Raw genomic sequence first — 20,671 nt, forward strand, 5'->3', positions numbered from 1 at the left:
ACGCCACCCCGAATTGATGCAGGTTATCGGCGATTTATCCGCCGACGAGCGCCTGATCGCGCAAACCCCGCCAGATGCGCAAGGCCTGAACCGTCTCCGCCACGTCATGCACCCGGATCAGCTGCGCGCCCAGTTCCGCGCCCTTCAGCGCCAGCGCGACGCTGCCACCCAGCCGCTCGGTCACCGGCGCCTCGTTGGACAGGGCGCCGATCATCCGCTTGCGGCTGGCCCCCAGCATGATCGGGCATCCCAGTCCGTGCAGCATCGCCAGCCCGTTCACCAGCGCCAGATTCTCCGCCAGCGACTTGCCGAAGCCGATGCCGGGATCGACCAGGATCCGGGCGCGGTCGACACCCGCCGCCGTCACCGCCGCGATCCGCGCCTCCAGCCAGTCGAACACCTCGGTCACCACGTCGCGGTATCCGGGGCGGCCATGCCCGCCCTTTTCCGGATCGGGCGAGTGCATCAGGATGACGGGCGCACCGCTCTTCGCCACCACCTCCAGCGCGCGGTCGTCCCAGAGCAGCGCCGACACGTCGTTGACGATCCCCGCCCCCGCCGCCAGCGCCGCCTCCATCACCCCGGCCTTGCGTGTGTCGATCGACACCAGCGTGCCCGCACGCGCCAGCCGCTCCACCACCGGCACGACGCGCCGGGTCTCGTCTCCCTCCCACACCGTGGTCGCCCCCGGCCGCGTCGATTCGCCGCCCAGATCGATCAGCGCCGCCCCCGCGGCCGCCATCGCCACCCCGCTGGCCGCCGCTTCCCCCGGATCGTCATGATGCCGACCCCCATCCGAAAAACTGTCTGGCGTGACGTTCAGGATCGCGGCGACCTGCGGCTGGTCGAAACGCAGTGTCCGTGTTCCCAGCACCAGCGGCGCGCGCGGCGCGGTGATCGCGGCATGTAGCCTCGCCGCCCGCGCATCCCCGCCCAGTTCCGCTGCGAAGTCGGCCACCGGAACCACCCGCCGCCCGCCGCCCTCGCGCACTTCATAGGCGGCAAACCACTGCAATCCACCGGCCAGACGCGCCACCCGGCCGTCATGGCCGATCGGCGTATCGACGAACTGGATGGGGCGCAGGTGCAGGCTGGTCATGGTTTTGCGCTTTCCACAAAGCGCGAACAATGGAAACCTCGCGCCACGCTGACGCAGCGGACGCCGACGATGGCAGCCAGGCGATCGCGCATCCGCTCGCCGCCGACATGGATCGCCACCAGCAGATGAAGCCGGAAGGATGCGCGGCCCCGCCGCACCCGGATCTCGGTCGGCACCCCGCCCAGCACGACGACCGCGTCCAGCACGCGCAGCAAGGTGGAGGGGCAGGCGATGGTGAGCCCGGTGATCGTCAGCAGCGTATCGTCGGGATAACGGACAGGCAGGGACGCGCGTTCGGCGCATAACGGAAGGGACATGAGCGACCTTTGAAGAAGCTTGACGCTGGGCCCCGCAAAGGTTCGGCGATCACGGCCGGGATGCGAGGCGACGCTAGGTGCGGCGGCGATCCGGGCGCGCGACAAGACGGTCGGCGCCATATCGCCGCCCGGTAATTCGCAAGGTCATGCTCGACTGCATCGGGTCATACTGCCCGGCGAACGTCGCCGGCGCAATGCTTGCGCTTATGGCTGCGTCGCCAGCAGATAGGTCTGGCGCAGCGTGTCGATCGGCTTCAGCACGTCGCCGTCCTCATAATGCCAGAAGGTCCAGCCGTTGCACGCCGGCGTTTCCTGCAACGCCGATCCCAGCCGGTGGATCGATCCCTCGCGCCCGCACGCACTCAGCAGCGATCCGTCGGCACGCACCGTCACGCGGAACCGCCGCTTGTGATCGGTCAGCACCGTACCCGCCGTCAGATAGCCATTCTCGACTAGCACGCCGAACGCCACGCGCGGCTTGGCCTTGGGGCTCTGCATCGTCGCCAGCGCGCTTTCGTCCAGCGGCAGCGCCGCCGCGATGCGCGCGACGGCGGCGGCGCAATAGCCCGGTTCGCGCTCGATCCCGATCCAGCGCCGCCCCAGCCGCTTGGCCACCGCGCCGGTCGTGCCGGTGCCGAAAAACGGGTCGAGCACCACATCGCCCGGCTTGGTGCAGGCCAGCAGGATGCGGTAGATCAGCGCCTCGGGCTTTTGCGTCGGGTGCACCTTCACCCCGTCCCGCTTCAATCGCTCGCCGCCGCCGCAGATCGGGAACTCCCAATCCGACCGCATCTGGATCTCGTCGTTCAGCGTCTTCATGCTGCGATAGTTGAAGGTGTATTTCGCCTTCTCGCCCTTCGACGCCCAGATCAGCGTTTCATGCGCGTTGGTGAAGCGCGTGCCCTTGAAATTGGGCATCGGGTTGGCCTTGCGCCACACGATGTCGTTCAGGATCCAGTAGCCCAGATCCTGCACCGCGGTGCCGACGCGGAAGATGTTGTGATAGCTGCCGATCACCCAGATCGTACCGTTATCCTTCAGGATGCGGTGCGCCTCGGCCAGCCAGGCGCGGGTGAACGCGTCATAGGCGGCGAAGGTGTCGAACTTGTCCCAATCGTCGGTCACCGCATCGACATGGCTGCCGTCGGGGCGGAACAGCTCGCCACCCAGTTGCAGGTTATAGGGCGGGTCGGCGAAGATCATGTCGACCGACTTCGCCGGCAATGATCGCATCGCCGCGATGCAGTCGCCCATCAGGATCTGGTCCAGCGGCAGCACCTGCACGTCGGCCTCTTCGCGCCTCTTCGGCCGTGCGATCGCCTGCACCAAACCCATGGTTACCCCTTTCAACTGAGGTCAGATCGACCTTTGCAGAGTCATCCGTCAAGCGCTGATTCAATGCGCGACTCGGCGGATTCGCGCGAGTCGCGACGGAACGAAAGGTGTTTGGGGCCACATGTTGAGTCAGGCTTTGGCCGTCACCCCAACCGATGGGGGTGTGTCGCTACGGACTCAAAGCGGCAGAGAAGCTTGCGCCACGGGCGCAAAGCTGCGCCGGTGCAGCGGCGTCGGCCCATATTCCCGCAGCGCCGCCATGTGATGGCGGCAGCCGTACCCCTTGTTCGAGTGCCAGTTATACTCGGGATGTGATTCGGACGCGGCGATCATGATCGTGTCGCGCCGGTGCTTGGCGACGATCGAGGCCGCGGCGATCGCCGGCGATTTCGCGTCGCCGCCGACGATCGCGGTCGCGACATAGCTCCAGCGCGGCAGGCGGTTGCCATCCACCAGCACATGGCCGGGCGCGCAGCCGCCATCCGCGCACAACGCGTCCACCGCCAGCGTCATCGCCTTCATCGTCGCCCAATAGATGTTCAGCCGGTCGATCTCCTCGGGCTCGACGATGCCGATCCCCACCCGCGCACATTCGTGCAGCCGCGCACTCAACTCGGCGCGTACCTTGGCCGTCAGCTTCTTGGAATCGTCCAGCCCGCGCGGCACGCCCTTGGCCGGCAGGATCACCGCCGCCGCCACCACCGGCCCGGCCAGCGGCCCGCGCCCGGCCTCGTCGACGCCGGCGACCAGGGGCCCCCACGCCGCATCATGGTTGCGCTTGGGCATCAGCGCGGCCCTACCGCGTCAAAGGGTACGGTGCCCAGCGCATGCCCCATCGGCCCATGTCCCGCGCCCAGCCCCGGTGCCGCGGCCAGCGCGGCCTGCACGAACGCGATGGCCCGGTCGCACGCCCGGTCCAGCGCCAGCCCGGCGGCCAGCCCGGCCGAGATGCCGCTCGCCAGCGTGCATCCCGTGCCGTGCGTATGCCGCGTATCGATCCGCGGGTGCGTCCAGCGCGTCTCCGCGCCATCGGCGGCGACCAGCCGGTCCTCGATCACCGGTCCCTCGCCGTGCCCGCCCTTTACCAGCACCGCCGCGCCGCTTGCGCGCACCGCCGCCTCGCCGCCCAGCGCCGCCAGTTCGGGCAGGTTGGGCGTCACCAGCGCGGCGAGGCGCATCAGGCGGGCGAACGCCGCGATCGTCTCGGCATCGGCCAGCACCGATCCGCTGGTCGCGATCATCACGGGATCGAACACGACCGGCAGGTTCAGCGGCTCCAGCACGTCGGCCACCGCATGCACGGTCGCGGCCGACCCGATCATCCCGATCTTCACCGCATCCGCGCCCAGATCGTTCAGCACCGATCGCATCTGCCGCACCACCATGTCGGCGGGCACGGGATGCACGTCCTGCACGCCGACCGTATTCTGTGCGGTGATCGCGGTGATCGCGGTCATCGCATGACCGCCCAGCATCGTGATCGTCTTGATATCCGCCTGAATACCGGCGCCCCCGCCGGAATCGGACCCGGCGACGACGAGGATGCGGGGAAGGGACGCAGCGGAGATCATGTTTCCCGCCATGCCCTTCCCCCATCCCGCCCGCAAGCGGCAGGCGCCTCAGCCCGCCGCCACGCGCACCGCATCGCAGATACGGTCCACCACGCGCTCCACCTGCGCACGGTCGTCGCCTTCGGCCATCACGCGGATGACCGGTTCGGTGCCCGATGGCCGGATCACCAGCCGGCCGCGACCCTGCAACTCGGCCTCCGCCTCGGCGATCACCGCCTTCACGCTGTCCGCCTCCAGCGGCTTGCCCCCGGCGAAGCGGACATTCTTCAACAGCTGCGGCAACGGCTCGAACCGGTGCAGCACCTCGCTTGCCGGCGCGCCCGCGCGCTTCACCTCGGCCAGCACCTGCAACGCCGCGACCAAGCCGTCGCCGGTGGTCGCATAGTCGGACAGGATGATATGCCCGGACTGCTCGCCGCCGACGTTGAAGCCGCGCGCGCGCATCGCCTCCAGCACGTGCCGGTCGCCGACCTTGGTACGCACCAGCCCCAGCCCCTGCGCCGCCAGATGCCGCTCCAGCCCCAGGTTCGACATCACCGTGGCGACCAGCCCGCCGCCGGCCAGCCGCCCGGCGCGCGCATAGCTGGTGGCGATCGTCGCCATCAACTGGTCGCCGTCCACCACCCGGCCCTGTTCGTCCACCACGATCAGCCGGTCCGCATCGCCATCCAGCGCGATGCCGATGTCCGCGCCGCTCGCCACCACCGTCTCGGCCAGCGTCGCGGGTGCGGTCGATCCGACGCCGGCATTGATGTTGGTGCCGTTGGGGCTGACGCCGATCGCCACCACGTCCGCGCCCAGTTCCCACAGGGCGGCCGGCGCCACCTTGTACGCCGCACCGTTCGCGCAATCGATCACCACGCGCAAACCGTCCAGCCGCAGCTTTTCGGGGAAGGTCGACTTGGCGAAATGGATATAGCGCCCTTGCGCGTCGTCGATGCGCTGCGCCCGCCCGATCTGGCTCGACGGCACCAGCGGCACCTCGCCGTCGATCATCGCCTCGATCGCCTCCTCGGCCTCGTCCGACAACTTGTAGCCATCCGGCCCGAACAGCTTCAAACCGTTGTCGGCAAAGGGGTTATGACTGGCGGAGATCATCACGCCGATATCCGCGCGCATCGACTGGGTCAGCATCGCGACCGCAGGGGTCGGCAGCGGGCCGACCATGATCACGTCCATGCCGACGCTGGTGAAGCCCGCGACCAGCGCGGATTCCAGCATATAGCCGGACAGGCGCGTATCCTTGCCGATCAGCACCCGGTGGCGGTGGTCGCCGCGCAGGAAATAGGCGCCGGCCGCCATGCCGACCTTCATCGCCATCGCCGCGGTCATCGCGCCGCTGTTGGTCGCCCCGCGAATACCATCGGTGCCGAAATATTTTCTTGCCATGCCGCCTCCCGTCCGCGGAGCTAGGGGTTGATCCTCGTTGCGGTGCGTTAGCCGCCAATCCTGCAAAGAGCGAGCATGTCGCGAGCCCCCCTGATCCTTCTCTGCCTCGTCATCGGCCTGCTTTCGGGCGTCGCCATCGCCGGCCTCTCACCCGTTGCCGCGGGTTATGCCGTCGCGATCGGCCAGCCGCTCGGCACGCTGTGGCTCAACGCGCTCCAGATGACGGTCGTGCCCCTTGTCGTCTCGCTGCTCGTCACCGGTGTTGCCGCCACCGCGCAGGCGGCCCGCGCCGGCCGGATCGCGGCGCGCGCGATCATCCTGTTCGTCGCGACCGTCACCGCCACCGGCACCATGGCCGCCCTCGCCGGCCCCCTCCTCCTCGACCTGTTCCCGGTGCCGCAGGCCGCCGCCGCAGCCTTGCGCGCCGCTCTCACCGATGCAGCCTCCGTCGCGCCGCCGCCACCGTTGGGCGAGTTCATCGCATCGATCGTGCCGACCAACGTGGTCAGCGCCGCGGCGAACAACGCCTTTCTGTCGCTGATCGTCTTCACCCTCGCCTTCGCCTTTGCGATCACCCGCCTCGACGAAGCGCCGCGCGCGCGCCTGATCGACTTCTTCACCGCGATCCGCGACGCCATGCTGATCCTGATCGAATGGGTCCTCCGCCTCGCCCCCATCGGCGTCTTCGCGCTCGCCCTCGTCGTCGGCGCCCGCGCCGGCACCGCTGCCTTCGGTGCGCTGGCGCACTATGTCCTGATCGTCTCGGCGATCGGTGTGCTCGTCATGCTGATGGCCTATGCCCTGGCGCTGGTCGGCGGTCGCATCGGTATCGTCCGCTTCGCCCGTGCGCTGGCGCCGGCGCAGGCGGTGGCGATCAGCACGCAATCTTCCCTCGCCAGCCTGCCGGCGATGCTTCAGGGCGCCCGGCGCCTCGGCATTGCGGAGTCCACTGCGGGCATGGTGCTGCCGCTCGCGGTCGCGATCCTGCGCGGCACGCAGCCGGCGATGAACATCGGCATCGCCGTCTATATCGCGCACTGGTTCGGCATCGCGATCACCCCGGGCGCGCTCGCCTCGGCGGTGTTCGTCGGCGTGCTGGTCTCGCTCGGCTCGGTCAGCCTGCCGGCGCAGATCACCTTCTACGCCTCGGTCGCCCCCGTCTGTCAGGCGCTCGGCGTGCCCATCGCACCATTGGGGCTGCTCATCGCGATCGAGACCTTTCCGGACATCTTCCGCACGCTCGGCAATGTCAGCATGGACCTCGCCGCCACCGCAACCGTTTCGCACCTCAGCGGCACGACCGACCATGAGGGACATCCATGAAATATCGCAGCCTTGGCCCGGAATTCGAGGTGTCGGCACTCGGCCTCGGCTGCATGCCGATGGCCGGCATCGGTCGCGGCATGTATGGCGAGGCGAATGCTGACGAGGGCATCGCGACGATCCAGCGTGCGATCGATCTCGGCGTCACCCTGTTCGACACCGCCGAAATCTACGGCCCCCTCGTCAACGAGGAACTGCTCGGCCGCGCCGTCCGCGGCCGGCGCGACCGTGTCGTCATCGCGACCAAATTCGGCTTCCGCTATGACGAGAACGGCATGACCGGGGTCGATTCCACCCCCGACAATGTCCGCCGCGCCTGCGAGGGCTCGTTGCGCCGCCTCGGCGTCGAGACGATCGATCTCTTCTACCAGCACCGCGTCGACCCGAACGTCCCCATCGAGGACACGGTGGGCGCGATGGCGCGACTGGTCGAGGAAGGAAAGGTCCGCCGCCTCGGCCTGTCGGAGGCGGGTGCGGACACCATCCGCCGCGCCGCCGCCGTCCACCCGATCGCCGCGGTCCAATCCGAATACTCGCTGTGGGAGCGCGATGTGGAGGGCGACATCCTGCCCGTCCTGCGCGAACTCGGCATCGGGTTCGTACCCTACAGCCCGCTCGGTCGGGGCTTCCTGACCGGCCAGATCAAGACGCGCGACGACCTGCCCGAGGGGGATTATCGCCGCAACGACCCCCGCTATTCGGACGAGAATTTTGGGCAGAACCTGAAGATCGTCGATGTCGCGCGCAGCATCGCCGACGCCCACGGCGCCAGCCCGGCACAGGTCGCGCTCGCCTGGCTGCTCGCACAAGGTGACGACATCGTCCCCATTCCCGGTGCCAAGCAGCGCCGGACGATGGAGGATTCGATGGCCGCCGCCGAACTCACGCTTTCGGCCGAAGACCTGCAACGCCTCGAAGAGGCCGCCCCTCGCGGCGGCACCGCGGGCCCCCGCTACGGCGAAAAAGCCCTGTCGATGACCCGGCTCTGACGGTTCGCGGGGTGGGGCGCCATGCCCCACCCCCCCGCCTTACCGCCGCGGCGCCTTCTCCACCCGCGTATCGATCCCCGCCGCCGCCGGCTCGGCCAGCGCGTCCTCGCCGGCCAGTCCGTGCCCGGCATCCTCCTTCAACAGATCGAGATGCATCAGCCGCGCGACCAGTGGCGAGATCACCAGCACGACCACGCCGACCCCGATCGAGAACCAGCCGATCCGACCGTAGACCTCCAGCACCTTTTCCGGTCCGGCCCCCTCGCCGCCGCTCGCCTGCGCGATCAGGCCGGCGATGAAGTTGCCCGCCGCCGTCGCCAGGAACCAGGTACCCATCATCAGCCCGGTCATGCTGGGCAGCGACAGCCGCGTCATCGCCGCCAGCCCGACCGGCGAGAAGCACAGCTCCGCCATGGTGTGGATCAGATAGACCAGGAAGATGAAGATCACCGGCGTCGGCGCGCCCGCATAGGCCGCGGCACCCGCCACCAGCACCAGGAAGCCCGCACCCACCCCGATCAGGCCGATGCCGAATTTCAGCGGCGCGCTCGGGTCCAGCCGCCGCTTGGCAAGCACCGTCCACAGCCAGGCGAAGACCGGCGCCAGCAGGATGATGAAGATGCCGTTGACCGACTGGAAGGCCGATGCCGGCACCTCCCAGCCCAGGATCGTGCGATCCACCGACCGGTCGGTATAAACGTTCAGCGACGACCCCGCCTGCTCGAACAGCGCCCAGAACAGCGGACACAGCGCGATCAGGAACAGCGCGCCGAAGATGCGGTCGCGGTCCACCTTGTCCAGCGTGAACACCGCCTTGTAGAGGATGAACGCCACCGTGCCGGCCGCGAACACCAGCAGCAGCGTGCCCACCGCCTCCTGATAGCGGATCAGCACCCACAGCCCGAGCACCGCCAGGATGCCGACGGCGTAGATCGCCCATTCGCGGCTCAGCCCCAGCACCGCCCGCTCCTTCAGCACCGGCAGCGACGGCGCCTCGCCCGCGCCGTGCAGTTCGTGCTTCAGCGAGATGAACGCGACCAGGCCCAGCACCATGCCGACACCCGCGGCACCGAAGCCCCAAGCCCAGCCCACGGTCTCGCCCAGCACGCCGCACACGATCGGCCCCAGTGACCCGCCGACATTGATCCCCATGTAGAAGATCGAGAAAGCGGGATCGCGCCTGGCGTCGTCGCGCGCATAAAGCTGCCCGACCAGCACCGAAATATTGGCCTTCAGAAAGCCGGTGCCCACCACGATCGAGGCGAGCGCCAGGTAGAAGCCGTTGAGATAGCCCCCTTGCGCGCCCTGCGGCCCTTCGACCAGCGCGATCAGGATATGGCCGAAGGCGATGAATATCCCGCCCGCCAGCACCGCGCGTCTGGCGCCCAGATAGCGATCCGCCAGATAGCCGCCGATCACCGGCGTGACGTACACCAGCGAGGTATAGGCCGCGTAGATGCCGAAGGCAGGTTCGTCGGTGAACAGGAAATGCTTGGTCAGGTAGAAGACCAGGATGGCGCGCATGCCATAATAGGAAAAGCGCTCCCACATTTCGGTGAAGAACAGCAGGAACAGGCCGCGTGGGTGGCCCAGAAACGTCTTGCCGCGGCTTGCGGCCACATACGCACTCGCCATACGGGCGATCACTCCATTCAGGTGGCACGCTCCCCACGCGCCGGACGCCCGAACCCTAGCGGCAAAGCCGCGCCTGTAAACCTGCCGGCAAAGCCGCGCCTGTAAACATCGTGCGTAGATCGGTAAGGATGTGACATGCTCAACGACCGCTCGCACCCCATCGCCTTTCTCGCCACGCGCCGCTCGGCCAAGCCGCGCGACCTTATCGGCCCCGGCCCCAATGCCGCCGACCTTGCGCAGATGCTGGCGATCGCCGCACGCACCCCCGATCACGGCAAGCTCGCCCCCTGGCGCTTCGTCATCGTTGGCGACGACCAGCGCGCCCGGCTGTCGCAGGTCATCACCACCGCCTACCGGGCCGAGCGGCCGCAGGCGTCCGCCACCGAAATCGCCGCCCTCGACCAGTTCGCGCATCAGGCACCCACGCTCGTCGTGCTGCTCTCCGCCCCCCGGCCCGACAGCCATATCCCGATATGGGAACAGGAACTGTCCGCCGGTGCGGTCGGCATGAACCTGCTCCATGCGGCGAACGCGCTCGGCTACGGCGCCGGCTGGCTGACCGGCTGGCCGGCCTTTTCGGCGGTGGTGCGCGACGCCTTCGGCCAGGCGCCCGAGCGCATCGTCGGCTTCTTCTTCATCGGCACCCCCGGACGCCCGCTCGACGAACGCCCCCGCCCCGATATGGAACGCCTCGTCTCACAATGGGGTGATTGACCGTCGACTCACCCGCTCGCATGCTGTATTAACTCAGCATGACAGCACTTAGCGGCGAGGACAGCCCGGTCTATATCCGCCTGCGCGGCACCATTGCCGCCGGCATCCTCAACGGCACCTATCGCACGGGGGACCAGTTGCCGTCGGTCCGCGCCTTCGCCGCCGCGAACGGCGCGAACCCGCTCACCGTCGCCAAGGCCTATCAAAGCTTTCAGGACGACGGCTATGTCGAGGTCCGGCGCGGCGTCGGCATGTTCGTGCTGGCGGGCGCGGCTGAGCGCCTGCGCGCCGCCGAGCGCGACACCTTTGTCAACACCCAGTGGCCCCGCATCCGCGACCACATCACGCTGCTCGGCCTGGACCTGAACGACCTGATGGAGCGCGAACGGGCATAAATACCCTCTCCCCGGAGGGGAGAGGGCGTATTACCGCTCACCCCGGAAACAGCGCCGCCACGTCGTCGGCACCCAGGTTGATCCCGAACATCAGGCTCAACCGCATGCGATACACGCGCAGGTCGGTGATCGCCCCTTCGGCCTGCTCGGTGCCCGCCCGCCGCCGATAATGCAGGTCGGTCAACGACGCGAAACCATGCGGCAGCACGATGCTGGCGATCCGCAGGCTGGTGAACCGGCTGCCCGGCGCGGTCGATGCCCAGTGGTTGCCCATCGCCAGGTCGGCGTCCCACACCCGCTCGGTGGTGAAGCTGTATTGCGGCTGGAACCCCTCGCCACCCCCGCGCCCGTCGGTGGTCGCGGCATCGCCGTCGCGCAGCAGCATCCAGCCATGCTGCACGTCGCGCACCAGCCGGAACCGTGCGCCATCGGGCGCGATCCCTTCCGCGCCTTCCACCAACGGCAGCGGCGGCGCATAGCTGCCGCCAAAACCGGGGTCGGCGATCCACTCCTGCTCGCCGATCGTCACCAGGCTGAACGTGTGGGTCAGCGGCGGCACCTCTCCCGCGCCCAGCCACACCCGCGCCAGCAGCGGCCGGGCGGCAAAGCCCAGCGCCGCCAGCGCATCCAGGAACAGGCGGTTCTGCTCGAAACAATATCCGCCGCGCCCCCCGGTCACCAGCTTGGCGAACACGCCGTCGCTGTCGATGGCGATTGCGCGGCCCAGCACGACGTCCAGATTTTCGAACGGGATCGACAGGCGATGCGCGCGCTGCAACCGCGCCAGCCCCTCCACATCGAGCGTGACCCGCGAAGGCAGGCCGATCCGGGCGAGATAAGCGTCGAGATCGAACATGCCCTGCCGGTAGCGCGCCCCGCCGCACTTGTCGAAAGCAAATCCGGCAGCCGTCGCGCCCTACACCGCCAGCACCGCCTTTGGCACATGATAGCCCTCGGCAAAGCCTTCCGGCGCATTGCACTCGATGCCGCGCAGCCGCGCCAGCGACAGGAACGTCTCCGGCCGGAACCATCGCCGGCCCTGCTGGCTGGGGAAGGATGCATGGATATGCGCCGCCTTGCGCTCCGCCACCTGTGCGCTCAGCGGAAGATAGGCGTTGGTCGGATGCAGGTCGGCATCATATTTCGGCACTTCATAGCCCAGGATCAGGTGATCGCGGAAAGTATTGCGCGTCATCGTGCCGATCAGCGCATGGTCCTGGTGCAGGTCGCCGACATGATGCGTCAGGATCAGGTCGGGCGCCGCCTCGCGCTTGATCGCCTCGAACACCGCCTTGATCGCGGGCGCCCGGTGCGCGAACAACCCGTCGGCAAAGGCATGCGGCTCCACCACGGCGGCTTGGCCCAGCAGGTCGCCGATGCTCGCCCGCGCTTCCGCCGCACGGTCGTCGCCGCCGCTGAACACCACGCACCGCACCGACAGCGCCCGCCGCCGCGCCGCCAGCGTGAGCAACAGGCCGCCGCAACCGATCTCGATATCGTCCGAATGCGCCCCCAGGCACAGCACCCGCAACGGTGCGGCCGGGTCCGCGCCCAGCGCCAGGCCCAGCATGGTCAGCCCACCGCTTCCCGCCGGTCCGCCGTCGCTTCCCCGCGCCACACCTCCCAGGGCGCTGGTTCCGGCAGCCGCGCCGCCTCCAGCGCCATCACGTCCTTGAACGTGTCGCACGCCCGCCAGAAACCGTCATAAGGAAACGCCAGCAGCCGCCGCTCGCCGATCAACCGGTCGAACGCCCCTTCCACCAGATCGTCGTCATCGCCCAGATAATCGAAGATTTCGGCGCGAAACGCGAAAAAGCCGCCATTGATGCGCACGTCGATCCCGGTTCCCGCCTCGATCCCGGTCACCACGCCGTCATGGTCGTGGTGCAGGTAATGAAAGCTCTGCGTCGGGCGCACCGCGATCATCACGCCCACCGTATCGGCGCGCCCCTCCAGCACCCGCACGATATCGGGCAACGGCGCGTCCGACAGGCCGTCGGCATAGTTGGCCAGGAACACCGGTTCGCCGGCGACATAGCGCTGCACCGCCTTCAGCCGCTGCCCGATGCTGGTCAGCGGCCCGGTATCGACCAGCGATACCGTCAGCACGTCGCCCCATTCGTCGACCAGCCGGAACGTATGGCCCACCGCATCGCCCGCCACCGTCGGCATCGGCACCGCCCCCGACTGCCGGAAATAGGTCAGGAACGCCTCGACCCCGTATCCCAGGCACAACACGAACTCGCGGTGCCCGTGATGGGCATAATAGTTCATGATGTACCACAGGAGCGGCCGCTCGCCGATATGGACCAGGGGCTTGGGCGTCGTCGGCGCGAAATCGCGCATCCGCGTGCCCATCCCCCCGCAGAACAGGACGACCTTCATCTGCACTCCCCGCATCGATTGTTCGAAAACCTTTGCAGGGGCCACGCTATGCCGTTTCACCCGGCCGCCAAATCGCGCAACCGGACTAGCCGTTAAGAACTAAACTCGATCAAGACTTACCCAGTTTCGGATGTCTATCTATCTGTTATTCCGCAAAAAGCTCCGCCTCCACGGCATAAAGCACATCGGCCGGAGCCTGCGCCGCCGCGACCAGCCCCAGTGCTTCGGGCACGATCTGCTCCAGATAGAAGCGCACGCACGCCCGCTTCATCCGCAGGAACGGCGCATCGCTGGTCGCCGCCCGCCCCTGCCGCTCCATCAGCCAGCCGCAGGTCGCAACCGACACCATGGTCAGGAAGGGATAGCTTGCCGCCAGCCGATCGTCGGCAGACGCGTCGGCCAGTGCCTGCCCTGTCGCCTCGCACGCATCGATCAGGGCGATCAGCCGTGCGTCCTGCGCCTCGTCGCGCATGTCCGCGATCAGTTCGGCGAAAACCCCGCCCCCGCTCGCCTCGCGCCCCAGCGCCAGCTTGCGCCCGACCAGATCCGCTGCCTGGATGCCGTTGGTGCCCTCGTAGATCGAGGTGATGCGCACGTCGCGGAAGAACTGCGCCGCCCCGGTTTCCTCGATGTAACCCATGCCGCCATGCACCTGGATGCCCAGCGAGGCGACCTCGTTGCCCAGGTCCGTGCCATGCGCCTTGGCCAGCGGCGTCACCAGCTCCAGCCGGCCCCGCGCCCGCGCATCGCCCGCTCCCGCCCGGTCCACCTGCCCCGCGGCATAATAGACCAGCGCGCGGGCCGCCTGCGTCTGCGCCTTCATCCGCATCAGCATGCGCCGCACGTCGGGATGCTCCACGATCCGCACCGCATCGCGCGAGGTGCCGCCCGCGCGGGCCGATTGCACCCGCTCCAGCGCATAGGTGACGGCGGCCTGCGTCGCCGCTTCCGCCGCCTGCACGCCCTGCAATCCGACGTTCAGCCGCGCATTGTTCATCATCGTGAACATCGCGCGCATGCCGCCATGCTCCGGCCCGATCAGCTCGCCCACGCAGTCGTCATGGTCGCCGAACGACAGCACGCAGGTGGGGGATGCATGCAGCCCCATCTTGTGTTCGATCGACACCACCCGCACGTCGTTGGCCGCACCCGACCGGCCGTCCGCGTCCAGCCGGAACTTGGGCACCAGGAACAGGCTGATCCCCTTGGTGCCCACCGGCGCATCGGGCGTCCGCGCCAGCACCAGATGGACGATGTTCTCGGCCATGTCGTGGTCGCCGAACGAGATAAAGATCTTGGTGCCCTTGATGCGCCATGTTCCGTCGCCGCGCGGGGTGGCGGTGGTGCGCAGCGCGCCCACGTCCGATCCCGCCTGCGGCTCGGTGAGGTTCATCGTTCCCGTCCATGCCCCCGTCGCCAGATGCGGCAGGTACAGCCGCTGCTGCTCCGCGCTGCCATGATGCGCCAGCGCCTCGATCGCGCCCACCGTCAGCGTCGGGCACAGCGCGAACGCCATGTTGGCGGTGCCCAGCGTGTCCAGCACCGCGGTCTGGATCGCAAAGGGCAGGCCCTGGCCGCCATGCGCTTCGGGCACTCCGATCGTGCCCCAGCCGCCGTCCACATAATCGCGGTAGGCCTGGGCATAGCCGTCCGGCATCCGCACTCCTTCGGGCGTCCAGCGTGCGCCCACCGTGTCGCCTGCACGCAGCAGCGGCGCCCATTCGCCCGCGGCGAACGCGCCCACCCCTTCCAGCACGGCATCGATCACATCGTCGCTCGCCGCCGCGAACCGCTCGGTCGCGGCCAGCTCGCCCACCCGCACGACATGGTCCAGCACGAACCGCTGCTCGGCGGTGATCGGGGTGAAGGGCATCGGCATCCTCTTATCGCTCTGGTTGGAACTCGATATAGCCGCCCGCCATGGCCTCTCCAAATCCCAGCATCTTACCCTACGGCATGGCCGCCCTGGCCGAGGCCGCCCGAGTCGTCGCGGCCGGCGGGCTGGTGGCGGTGCCGACCGAGACGGTCTACGGCCTTGCCGCCAACGCCACCGACGGCGCCGCGGTCGCGCGCATCTATGCGGCCAAGGGGCGACCCTCCTTTAACCCGCTGATCGTCCACGTCCCCGATCTCGCCACCGCCGAAACCCTCGCCGATTTCGATGAAGAGGCGCATGCGCTCGCCACCGCCTTCTGGCCCGGCCCGCTCACTCTGGTCTGCCCGCTCAGGGCCGGCGGGCCGCTGTCCGCGCTGGTGACGGCCGGGCTCGACACGGTGGCGCTGCGCGTCCCCCGCCACCGGGCGATGCAATCGCTGCTCGAACATTGCGGCGTCCCCCTTGCCGCCCCTTCCGCCAACGCCAGCGGCGGCATCAGCCCCACCACCGCCGAACACGTCGCCGCCAGCCTGGGCGCTGCCGCCCTGATCCTCGACGACGGCGCCACCCCCGCCGGCCTGGAATCCACCATCGTCGCCGGCCGCACCATCCTGCGCCCCGGCCCCGTCACCGCCGCCATGCTGGAAAGCGTGCTGGGCAGCGTCAGCCGCGGCGCCGAGCATCCCGCCGTCATCACCGCGCCCGGCCAGCTCGCCAGCCACTACGCCCCTGCCAAGCCGCTCCGCCTGAACGCGGTCGGGGCCGACGCGGACGAATGGTTGATCGGCTATGGTCCGGTCGGTGGCGATGAAACGCTGTCGGCCACTGGCGACCCGCTGGAGGCCGCGGCCAATCTGTTCGCTGCACTCCACCGCGCGGACGCCGCCGCATCGATGCGCATCGCGGTTGCGCCCATCCCGGTGGACGGCATCGGCGAGGCGATCAACGACCGCCTGCGCCGCGCCGCGCATCCGTGATCGTCAATCGTTGCGCGGCACCGAGTCGCCCCGCGCCGGCGTGCTGCCATCCGCGGGATAGTCGTCCGTTCCGCCGACCTCGCCCGGTCCCTGATCGTCGCCCGTCACCACTTCGCGCGATCCCGCGCCGCTGCCGATCGGCGCACCGGTCACCGCGCGTTCGCCGTCATCGTCGTTGGGCCGGGTCGGAGGCGCCATCACTCGCCCCCCTGCACGCTCAGATCCTCGGTCAATTGTTCTTCCAGCGATTCGCCGCCTTCGCGCTCAGCGGGTTCGTTCTTGCTCGCGACATTCTCGCCTGTGGTCTGGTCGTCATCGGCTGGGAACTGGGGATCGGCCATGATCGCTCTCCTGTCATGATTGCATACTCAACGCACGGAACGGGGGTTGGAGCCGCATGATCCGCCGCGCCCGCACCCTGCCCCCCGCCCTGACCGGCATCGCCGCCGCCGCCGTCGCGCTCGGCCTCGTTCTTCTGGTCGGGCTGGCGGTGGATCGCTGGTCCTTTGCCTTCGATCACGCGATCCTCGTCTCCTTGCGGGCATGGGGCGGACCGTCATGGCTGCCGCGCGTCGCAAAGGACGTCACCGCGCTTGGCGGCGGCGTGATCCTCACGCTCGTGGTGATCGCGGTCACCGGGCTGTTGCTCGTGCAGCGTCTGTGGCTGACCGCCCTTGCGGTGCTCGCCGCCTCGATCAGCGGCGGCATGGCGGTGGATGCGATCAAGGCATGGGCCGGTCGCGCCCGCCCCGATCTGGTCGACCATCTCGTCACCGTGACCAATGCCAGCTTCCCCAGCGGCCACGCCGCCAACAGCGCCACCGTCTATCTGACGGTCGCCGCGCTCTCGACACAGGTGCTGCGCCAGTCGGCGGCGCGCACCTACACCGTCGTAGTCGCCGTGCTGCTCGTCGGCGCGATCGGGCTCAGCCGCATCTATCTGGGTGTTCACTGGCCGACCGACGTGCTCGCCGGCTGGTCGTTTGGCACGCTGTGGGCGCTCGCCTGGTGGTGGGCGACCGAGCGTGCCCGCGCCTCAATCGGCGGCGAGCGCTAGCAGCGCGCGCGCCGCCTTCAGGTGCGGCGCATCCACCATCCGCCCGTTCAGTTGCAGCGCGCCCGCCCCCGGATTGGCGGCGAACAGATCGACGATCGCCTGCGCCGCCGCCAGTTCCTCCGCACTCGGGGTAAAGGCGGCGTTGATCACCGCCACCTGCGCCGGATGGATCGCCATCATGCCGGTAAAGCCGTCGCGCCGCCCCCGCGCGGCATAGGCCGCCAGCCCGTCCAGGTCGCGAAAGTCCGGATACACCGTCTCGATCGCCGGCACGCCCGCGGCATGCGCCCCGAACAGGGTCAGCGACCGCGCCATCTGATAGGGCGCGGTATAGCCGCCATCCGCCTCGCGCGAGGTCGCCGCCCCGATCGCGGCGGGCAGGTCCTCGGCGCCCCAGGTCAGCCCCGCCAGCCGCGGCGTCACCCCGGCATAGCTGCCCAGTTGAAAGATCGCCGCCGGCGTCTCGGTCGCGATGGGCAGGATCGCCACCTCGCCGCTCAGCCGCGCATCCAGCGCCGCCAGCGTTCGCGCACCCTCCGCCTTGGGCAGCACCAGCCCGCCCGGCCGCGCCGGCAAAATCGCGGCCAGGTCATCCTCCGCCAGTTCGCCGTCCAGCGGATTGATCCGCACGAACAGCGCCGGCCGGCCATCGCGCGGTTCGCGCAGGAACGCCGCCACCGCCTCCCGCGCCGCCGGCTTGGCGGCGGGAGCGACCGCATCCTCCAGGTCCAGGATCAGCGCGTCCGCGCCGCTGTTGCACGCCTTGGCCATGCGATCGGGGCGATCGCCGGGCACGAACAACAGCGAGCGCAGCCGCATCTTACTTGCCCATCTCGGCCAGCTTGCGCTCCCAGGCCAGCGCATCGCGGACGATCCCGTCCAGATCGTCGCGCTCCGGCCGCCAGGGCAGCGCCGCCAGGATCGCGCCGTTGTCGGCGACCAGTTCCGCCGGATCGCCCGCGCGGCGCCCTTCCATGCGGCGCTCGATCGTCATGTTGGTCACCCGGTCGACCGCGTCCAGCACCTCCAGCACCGAGAAGCCGCGACCATAGCCGCAGTTCAGCGTATGGCTCTCGCCCGGCTCGGCCACCAGCAGTTCCAGCGCCGCGACATGCGCCGCCGCCAGGTCCGATACGTGGATGTAATCGCGCACGCCCGTCCCGTCGCGCGTCGCGAAATCGGTGCCGTACACGCCGACATGGCCGCGCTTGCCCGTCGCCGCCTCGACCGCGATCTTGATGAGGTGCGTCGCCCCCACCGTCGACTGCCCCGAACGGCCCGCCGGATCGGCCCCCGCCACGTTGAAGTAGCGCAGCGCGCAATAGTTGATCGGATGCGCGGCCGCGATGTCCTTCAGCATGATCTCCGTCATCAGCTTCGACATGCCGTACGGATTGATCGGCGCCTTGGGATCGCCCTCCTGCACCGGCACCCGCTCCGGCGTGCCATAGGTCGCCGCCGTCGACGAGAAGATGAAATGCGGCACGCCCTCGGCCACCGCCGCCTCGATCAGCGCGCGGCTCGCCGCGGTGTTGTTGCGGTAATATTTCAGCGGATCGCTGACCGACTCGGGCACCACCACCGACCCGGCGAAGTGCATGATCGCACGCACGCCGTGCTCGCGGATCGTGGTGCGGATCGTCTCGATGTCGGACACGTCGGCCTCGACCAGCGTCGCGCGGGAATCGACCGCCCAGGCAAAGCCGGTGACCAGATTGTCGACCACCACCACGTCGTAGCCGGCATCGGCCAGCGCCAGCACCGCATGGCTGCCGATATAGCCTGCGCCGCCGGTGACCATCACCTTGCCGCTCAACCGCGTGTCGCTCATCCGCCCGTCACTCCCTTGGCCGTCCATGGATTGCCTCGCGGTAGCGGCTTCTTATCTAAGCGCAAAGACCAAGGAGTTATTCCATGACCGACTATGTGACACTCGCCGGCGGCTGTTTCTGGTGTACCGAGGCGGTGTTCAAGGACGTGATCGGCGTAGAGTCGGTCGAAAGCGGCTATATCGGCGGCAGCGTCGCCAACCCGACCTACAAGCAGGTGTGCGGCGGCGATACCGGCCATGCCGAGGCGATCCGCATCGGCTTCGATCCCGAACAGCTTGCCCTCGACGATCTGCTCGACATCTATTTCGCCACCCACGATCCGACGCAGCTGAACCGTCAGGGCAATGATGTCGGCACCCAGTATCGCTCGGCGATGTTCCCCGCCTCGCCCGAACAGGAAGCGGCGATGAAGGCGGCGATTGAGCGGAACCAGGCTGACCAGCCCAAGCCCATCGTCACCACCATCGAACCGATGGCCGAGTGGTATCCGGCGGAGGATTACCATCAGGACTATTGGGAAACCTCGGGACGTTCGAACCCGTATTGCATGGCGGTGATCCCGCCCAAGCTGCAAAAGCTGCGCAAGAGCTTCGCCGCCCGCTCGCGCGCCGTCACCGCCTGACCCGTTGCCGCCCTCCCGCATCCGGGAGGGCGGCAGCCGTCACGCCGTCCGGTACAGGATCAGCCCGACCGCCGAGATGCGCTCCACCTCGCCATAGCCGGGCTGGTCCAGATCCTCGCTGAAGATGTCCGGGTCCAGTTCGCGATAGTCGAGTTCGAACCCCGTCGCCGGCAGGCGCTCGCGCAGCGCATCCAGCAGCACGTCGCGCCCTGCCACGATCGACACACCGGTATGCAGGATCAGGCGCCCGCCCGGTGCCAGCAGCGCGCTGCCCTGGATCACCCATTCCAGTGACAGCCGTGCCCCGTACAGGTCGCCGCCATCGCGATAGGCGCGTCGGCCTTCGTCGATCATGAACGGCGGATGGGTGACGATCAGGTCATATCCGGCATCCAGATCGCGCGGCGCCTGCACCTGCATGCAGGCATGTCGTAACCCGGCATGCTCCGCATTGATGCCCGCCAGGAACAGCGCCTTGGGATTGATGTCCGCCAGCGTCAGGTGCCCGTCCCGGGTCCGCGCCGCGGCGGTGATCCCGCCCACGCCCGCCCCGGCCCCATAATCCAGCACCCGTCGCGCATCGGGCGCCATGCCGGCCGCGATGAACTGCGCGAAACGGTGGCTGTCCGGCCCCAGGAACACCGAATCCTCAGCAAGGGTCGGATAGGCGGAATGCAGGAACAGATGTCCCTCCACCGTCGACGCACGCAGGGTCGGGGCATAACGCTCCCCACCCAGCGGCCGAACCGCGCCCGCCGCCTCCAGCAGCGCCATCATGTCGGCATCCACCACGTCGCGCGTGAACGGCAGGCTCCAGCCCAATATGTCGCGCAGCGATCCGGCGATCCGGCGCGCCGGGCGCTTCAGCACGCGGGCATGCGTCGCGGGCGTTGCCGTTACGAAGCGATAGTCACGCGCGTCCAGCGCGCGCAGCAGCGCCAGCAATGCGGCGCTGCGCTCGGGTGAGAACCAGGCCACCTCCCCTTGCGTGGCGTCGGGATCAACAACAACGTTTACCTGGGTTAACATGCTGATCTTCCACGTTTATTATTGAGCGGTAACGACCCACGCTTTGTACGTTTCCCGACAAATACACTGATCGCGATCAGTGCGCAGGTGCCCTGGCCGACCAGCGGGTTGCACAATGGGGTAAAG

The 20,671-nt window shown here is 68.7% G+C and carries 23 protein-coding genes; 7 read left to right on the forward strand and 16 right to left on the reverse strand.

The features are described 5' to 3' along the window. Nucleotides 1-34 precede the first annotated feature (34 nt). The 6 genes from folP to glmM all read right to left on the reverse strand — a co-directional run bounded on the left by folP (nucleotide 35) and on the right by glmM (nucleotide 5,711). On the reverse strand, nucleotides 35-1,099 hold the full coding sequence (gene folP / locus NPJ82_RS14880) for a dihydropteroate synthase (RefSeq protein WP_342657831.1): 1,065 nt from the start codon (nucleotides 1,097-1,099) through the stop codon (nucleotides 35-37). Further along, on the reverse strand, nucleotides 1,096-1,416 hold the full coding sequence (locus NPJ82_RS14885; protein WP_342657832.1) for a hypothetical protein: 321 nt from the start codon (nucleotides 1,414-1,416) through the stop codon (nucleotides 1,096-1,098). The genes folP and NPJ82_RS14885 overlap by 4 nt, the downstream gene beginning before the upstream one ends. Before the next feature lie 204 nt (nucleotides 1,417-1,620). Beyond that, nucleotides 1,621-2,751 (reverse strand): site-specific DNA-methyltransferase, encoded by a 1,131-nt coding sequence (locus tag NPJ82_RS14890; protein WP_342657833.1) that lies wholly within the window; start codon nucleotides 2,749-2,751, stop codon nucleotides 1,621-1,623. A gap of 177 nt (nucleotides 2,752-2,928) precedes the next feature. Beyond that, the gene (locus tag NPJ82_RS14895) at nucleotides 2,929-3,537 is read right to left on the reverse strand and encodes a ribonuclease HII (protein ID WP_149681195.1); all 609 of its coding nucleotides are present in this window, start codon (nucleotides 3,535-3,537) and stop codon (nucleotides 2,929-2,931) included. After that, on the reverse strand, nucleotides 3,537-4,322 hold the full coding sequence (thiD, locus tag NPJ82_RS14900; protein WP_342657834.1) for a bifunctional hydroxymethylpyrimidine kinase/phosphomethylpyrimidine kinase: 786 nt from the start codon (nucleotides 4,320-4,322) through the stop codon (nucleotides 3,537-3,539). The genes NPJ82_RS14895 and thiD overlap by 1 nt, the downstream gene beginning before the upstream one ends. Nucleotides 4,323-4,370: 48 nt before the next feature. Then, the gene (gene glmM, locus NPJ82_RS14905; protein ID WP_112381513.1) at nucleotides 4,371-5,711 is read right to left on the reverse strand and encodes a phosphoglucosamine mutase; all 1,341 of its coding nucleotides are present in this window, start codon (nucleotides 5,709-5,711) and stop codon (nucleotides 4,371-4,373) included. Nucleotides 5,712-5,786: 75 nt separating this feature from the next. Between glmM and NPJ82_RS14910 the strand changes: the two genes are divergently transcribed. Both NPJ82_RS14910 and NPJ82_RS14915 read left to right on the forward strand, forming a co-directional pair. After that, nucleotides 5,787-7,034 carry a cation:dicarboxylase symporter family transporter gene (locus tag NPJ82_RS14910; protein ID WP_342657835.1) on the forward strand — a complete coding sequence of 416 codons (1,248 nt, stop codon included), beginning with the start codon at nucleotides 5,787-5,789 and terminating at the stop codon, nucleotides 7,032-7,034. Continuing rightward, entirely contained in the window at nucleotides 7,031-8,023 is a 993-nt protein-coding gene (locus tag NPJ82_RS14915) for an aldo/keto reductase (RefSeq protein ID WP_112381515.1), read from the forward strand. The genes NPJ82_RS14910 and NPJ82_RS14915 overlap by 4 nt, the downstream gene beginning before the upstream one ends. Before the next feature lie 39 nt (nucleotides 8,024-8,062). Here the strand turns inward: NPJ82_RS14915 and NPJ82_RS14920 are convergent, their stop codons facing one another. Next, nucleotides 8,063-9,658, reverse strand: a complete 1,596-nt coding sequence (locus NPJ82_RS14920) for a peptide MFS transporter (protein ID WP_342657836.1) — start codon at nucleotides 9,656-9,658, stop codon at nucleotides 8,063-8,065. Between the two features lie 135 nt (nucleotides 9,659-9,793). On the opposite strand from NPJ82_RS14920, the gene NPJ82_RS14925 reads away from it, so the two are divergent. Beyond that, nucleotides 9,794-10,372 carry a nitroreductase gene (locus tag NPJ82_RS14925; RefSeq protein WP_342657837.1) on the forward strand — a complete coding sequence of 193 codons (579 nt, stop codon included), beginning with the start codon at nucleotides 9,794-9,796 and terminating at the stop codon, nucleotides 10,370-10,372. A 38-nt stretch (nucleotides 10,373-10,410) separates the two neighbouring features. After that, entirely contained in the window at nucleotides 10,411-10,767 is a 357-nt protein-coding gene (locus NPJ82_RS14930) for a GntR family transcriptional regulator (protein ID WP_112381518.1), read from the forward strand. Between the two features lie 37 nt (nucleotides 10,768-10,804). Here the strand turns inward: NPJ82_RS14930 and NPJ82_RS14935 are convergent, their stop codons facing one another. The 4 genes from NPJ82_RS14935 to NPJ82_RS14950 form a co-directional block, all read right to left on the reverse strand. Further along, a complete protein-coding gene (locus NPJ82_RS14935; protein WP_342657838.1) occupies nucleotides 10,805-11,623 on the reverse strand; it encodes an arylamine N-acetyltransferase in 819 nt (272 codons plus the stop codon). A 60-nt stretch (nucleotides 11,624-11,683) separates the two neighbouring features. Further along, nucleotides 11,684-12,337: a PIG-L family deacetylase gene (locus NPJ82_RS14940; RefSeq protein ID WP_342657839.1), complete on the reverse strand. Its 654-nt coding sequence runs from the start codon at nucleotides 12,335-12,337 to the stop codon at nucleotides 11,684-11,686. Nucleotides 12,338-12,339: 2 nt separating this feature from the next. Next, nucleotides 12,340-13,152 (reverse strand): sugar phosphate nucleotidyltransferase, encoded by an 813-nt coding sequence (locus NPJ82_RS14945; RefSeq protein ID WP_160146729.1) that lies wholly within the window; start codon nucleotides 13,150-13,152, stop codon nucleotides 12,340-12,342. A gap of 145 nt (nucleotides 13,153-13,297) precedes the next feature. Next, nucleotides 13,298-15,031, reverse strand: a complete 1,734-nt coding sequence (locus NPJ82_RS14950; protein ID WP_342657840.1) for an acyl-CoA dehydrogenase — start codon at nucleotides 15,029-15,031, stop codon at nucleotides 13,298-13,300. Nucleotides 15,032-15,108: 77 nt separating this feature from the next. On the opposite strand from NPJ82_RS14950, the gene NPJ82_RS14955 reads away from it, so the two are divergent. Continuing rightward, a complete protein-coding gene (locus NPJ82_RS14955; RefSeq protein WP_342657841.1) occupies nucleotides 15,109-16,005 on the forward strand; it encodes an L-threonylcarbamoyladenylate synthase in 897 nt (298 codons plus the stop codon). Between the two features lie 3 nt (nucleotides 16,006-16,008). Here NPJ82_RS14955 and NPJ82_RS14960 read toward each other — a convergent pair whose 3' ends face one another. Next, nucleotides 16,009-16,203 carry a hypothetical protein gene (locus NPJ82_RS14960; protein ID WP_342657842.1) on the reverse strand — a complete coding sequence of 65 codons (195 nt, stop codon included), beginning with the start codon at nucleotides 16,201-16,203 and terminating at the stop codon, nucleotides 16,009-16,011. Beyond that, on the reverse strand, nucleotides 16,203-16,346 hold the full coding sequence (locus tag NPJ82_RS14965) for a hypothetical protein (protein ID WP_342657843.1): 144 nt from the start codon (nucleotides 16,344-16,346) through the stop codon (nucleotides 16,203-16,205). The genes NPJ82_RS14960 and NPJ82_RS14965 overlap by 1 nt, the downstream gene beginning before the upstream one ends. A 56-nt stretch (nucleotides 16,347-16,402) precedes the next feature. Here NPJ82_RS14965 and NPJ82_RS14970 point away from each other — a divergent pair, with 56 nt between their 5' ends. Further along, nucleotides 16,403-17,062, forward strand: a complete 660-nt coding sequence (locus tag NPJ82_RS14970) for a phosphatase PAP2 family protein (protein ID WP_342657844.1) — start codon at nucleotides 16,403-16,405, stop codon at nucleotides 17,060-17,062. Here the strand turns inward: NPJ82_RS14970 and NPJ82_RS14975 are convergent. Both NPJ82_RS14975 and galE read right to left on the reverse strand, forming a co-directional pair. Then, nucleotides 17,042-17,881, reverse strand: coding sequence for a CoA ester lyase (locus NPJ82_RS14975; protein WP_112381526.1), 840 nt, complete (start codon nucleotides 17,879-17,881; stop codon nucleotides 17,042-17,044). The genes NPJ82_RS14970 and NPJ82_RS14975 overlap by 21 nt on opposite strands. Before the next feature lies 1 nt (nucleotide 17,882). After that, a complete protein-coding gene (gene galE / locus NPJ82_RS14980) occupies nucleotides 17,883-18,893 on the reverse strand; it encodes a UDP-glucose 4-epimerase GalE (RefSeq protein WP_342657845.1) in 1,011 nt (336 codons plus the stop codon). An 83-nt stretch (nucleotides 18,894-18,976) separates the two neighbouring features. Between galE and msrA the strand changes: the two genes are divergently transcribed. After that, on the forward strand, nucleotides 18,977-19,516 hold the full coding sequence (gene msrA, locus NPJ82_RS14985) for a peptide-methionine (S)-S-oxide reductase MsrA (RefSeq protein WP_112381528.1): 540 nt from the start codon (nucleotides 18,977-18,979) through the stop codon (nucleotides 19,514-19,516). Nucleotides 19,517-19,555: 39 nt separating this feature from the next. On the opposite strand, the gene NPJ82_RS14990 is transcribed toward msrA, so the two are convergent. Further along, nucleotides 19,556-20,545 carry a methyltransferase gene (locus NPJ82_RS14990; protein WP_342657846.1) on the reverse strand — a complete coding sequence of 330 codons (990 nt, stop codon included), beginning with the start codon at nucleotides 20,543-20,545 and terminating at the stop codon, nucleotides 19,556-19,558. Nucleotides 20,546-20,671 lie beyond the last annotated feature (126 nt).

It is taken from the genome of Sphingomonas sp. NY01 (genome assembly GCF_038809135.1).
GTDB classification, from domain to species: domain Bacteria; phylum Pseudomonadota; class Alphaproteobacteria; order Sphingomonadales; family Sphingomonadaceae; genus Sphingomonas; species Sphingomonas carotinifaciens.

What these genes read in the sequence shown, in the direction of transcription:
- folP (WP_342657831.1), bottom strand. Translation starts at nt 1,099, where the DNA reads ATGACCAGCCTGCACCTGCGCCCCATCCAGTTCGTCGATACGCCGATC.
- NPJ82_RS14885 (WP_342657832.1), bottom strand. Translation starts at nt 1,416, where the DNA reads ATGTCCCTTCCGTTATGCGCCGAACGCGCGTCCCTGCCTGTCCGTTAT.
- NPJ82_RS14890 (WP_342657833.1), bottom strand. Translation starts at nt 2,751, where the DNA reads ATGGGTTTGGTGCAGGCGATCGCACGGCCGAAGAGGCGCGAAGAGGCC.
- NPJ82_RS14895 (WP_149681195.1), bottom strand. Translation starts at nt 3,537, where the DNA reads ATGCCCAAGCGCAACCATGATGCGGCGTGGGGGCCCCTGGTCGCCGGC.
- thiD (WP_342657834.1), bottom strand. Translation starts at nt 4,322, where the DNA reads ATGATCTCCGCTGCGTCCCTTCCCCGCATCCTCGTCGTCGCCGGGTCC.
- glmM (WP_112381513.1), bottom strand. Translation starts at nt 5,711, where the DNA reads ATGGCAAGAAAATATTTCGGCACCGATGGTATTCGCGGGGCGACCAAC.
- NPJ82_RS14910 (WP_342657835.1), top strand. Translation starts at nt 5,787, where the DNA reads ATGTCGCGAGCCCCCCTGATCCTTCTCTGCCTCGTCATCGGCCTGCTT.
- NPJ82_RS14915 (WP_112381515.1), top strand. Translation starts at nt 7,031, where the DNA reads ATGAAATATCGCAGCCTTGGCCCGGAATTCGAGGTGTCGGCACTCGGC.
- NPJ82_RS14920 (WP_342657836.1), bottom strand. Translation starts at nt 9,658, where the DNA reads ATGGCGAGTGCGTATGTGGCCGCAAGCCGCGGCAAGACGTTTCTGGGC.
- NPJ82_RS14925 (WP_342657837.1), top strand. Translation starts at nt 9,794, where the DNA reads ATGCTCAACGACCGCTCGCACCCCATCGCCTTTCTCGCCACGCGCCGC.
- NPJ82_RS14930 (WP_112381518.1), top strand. Translation starts at nt 10,411, where the DNA reads ATGACAGCACTTAGCGGCGAGGACAGCCCGGTCTATATCCGCCTGCGC.
- NPJ82_RS14935 (WP_342657838.1), bottom strand. Translation starts at nt 11,623, where the DNA reads ATGTTCGATCTCGACGCTTATCTCGCCCGGATCGGCCTGCCTTCGCGG.
- NPJ82_RS14940 (WP_342657839.1), bottom strand. Translation starts at nt 12,337, where the DNA reads ATGCTGGGCCTGGCGCTGGGCGCGGACCCGGCCGCACCGTTGCGGGTG.
- NPJ82_RS14945 (WP_160146729.1), bottom strand. Translation starts at nt 13,152, where the DNA reads ATGAAGGTCGTCCTGTTCTGCGGGGGGATGGGCACGCGGATGCGCGAT.
- NPJ82_RS14950 (WP_342657840.1), bottom strand. Translation starts at nt 15,031, where the DNA reads ATGCCGATGCCCTTCACCCCGATCACCGCCGAGCAGCGGTTCGTGCTG.
- NPJ82_RS14955 (WP_342657841.1), top strand. Translation starts at nt 15,109, where the DNA reads ATGGCCGCCCTGGCCGAGGCCGCCCGAGTCGTCGCGGCCGGCGGGCTG.
- NPJ82_RS14960 (WP_342657842.1), bottom strand. Translation starts at nt 16,203, where the DNA reads ATGGCGCCTCCGACCCGGCCCAACGACGATGACGGCGAACGCGCGGTG.
- NPJ82_RS14965 (WP_342657843.1), bottom strand. Translation starts at nt 16,346, where the DNA reads ATGGCCGATCCCCAGTTCCCAGCCGATGACGACCAGACCACAGGCGAG.
- NPJ82_RS14970 (WP_342657844.1), top strand. Translation starts at nt 16,403, where the DNA reads ATGATCCGCCGCGCCCGCACCCTGCCCCCCGCCCTGACCGGCATCGCC.
- NPJ82_RS14975 (WP_112381526.1), bottom strand. Translation starts at nt 17,881, where the DNA reads ATGCGGCTGCGCTCGCTGTTGTTCGTGCCCGGCGATCGCCCCGATCGC.
- galE (WP_342657845.1), bottom strand. Translation starts at nt 18,893, where the DNA reads ATGAGCGACACGCGGTTGAGCGGCAAGGTGATGGTCACCGGCGGCGCA.
- msrA (WP_112381528.1), top strand. Translation starts at nt 18,977, where the DNA reads ATGACCGACTATGTGACACTCGCCGGCGGCTGTTTCTGGTGTACCGAG.
- NPJ82_RS14990 (WP_342657846.1), bottom strand. Translation starts at nt 20,545, where the DNA reads ATGTTAACCCAGGTAAACGTTGTTGTTGATCCCGACGCCACGCAAGGG.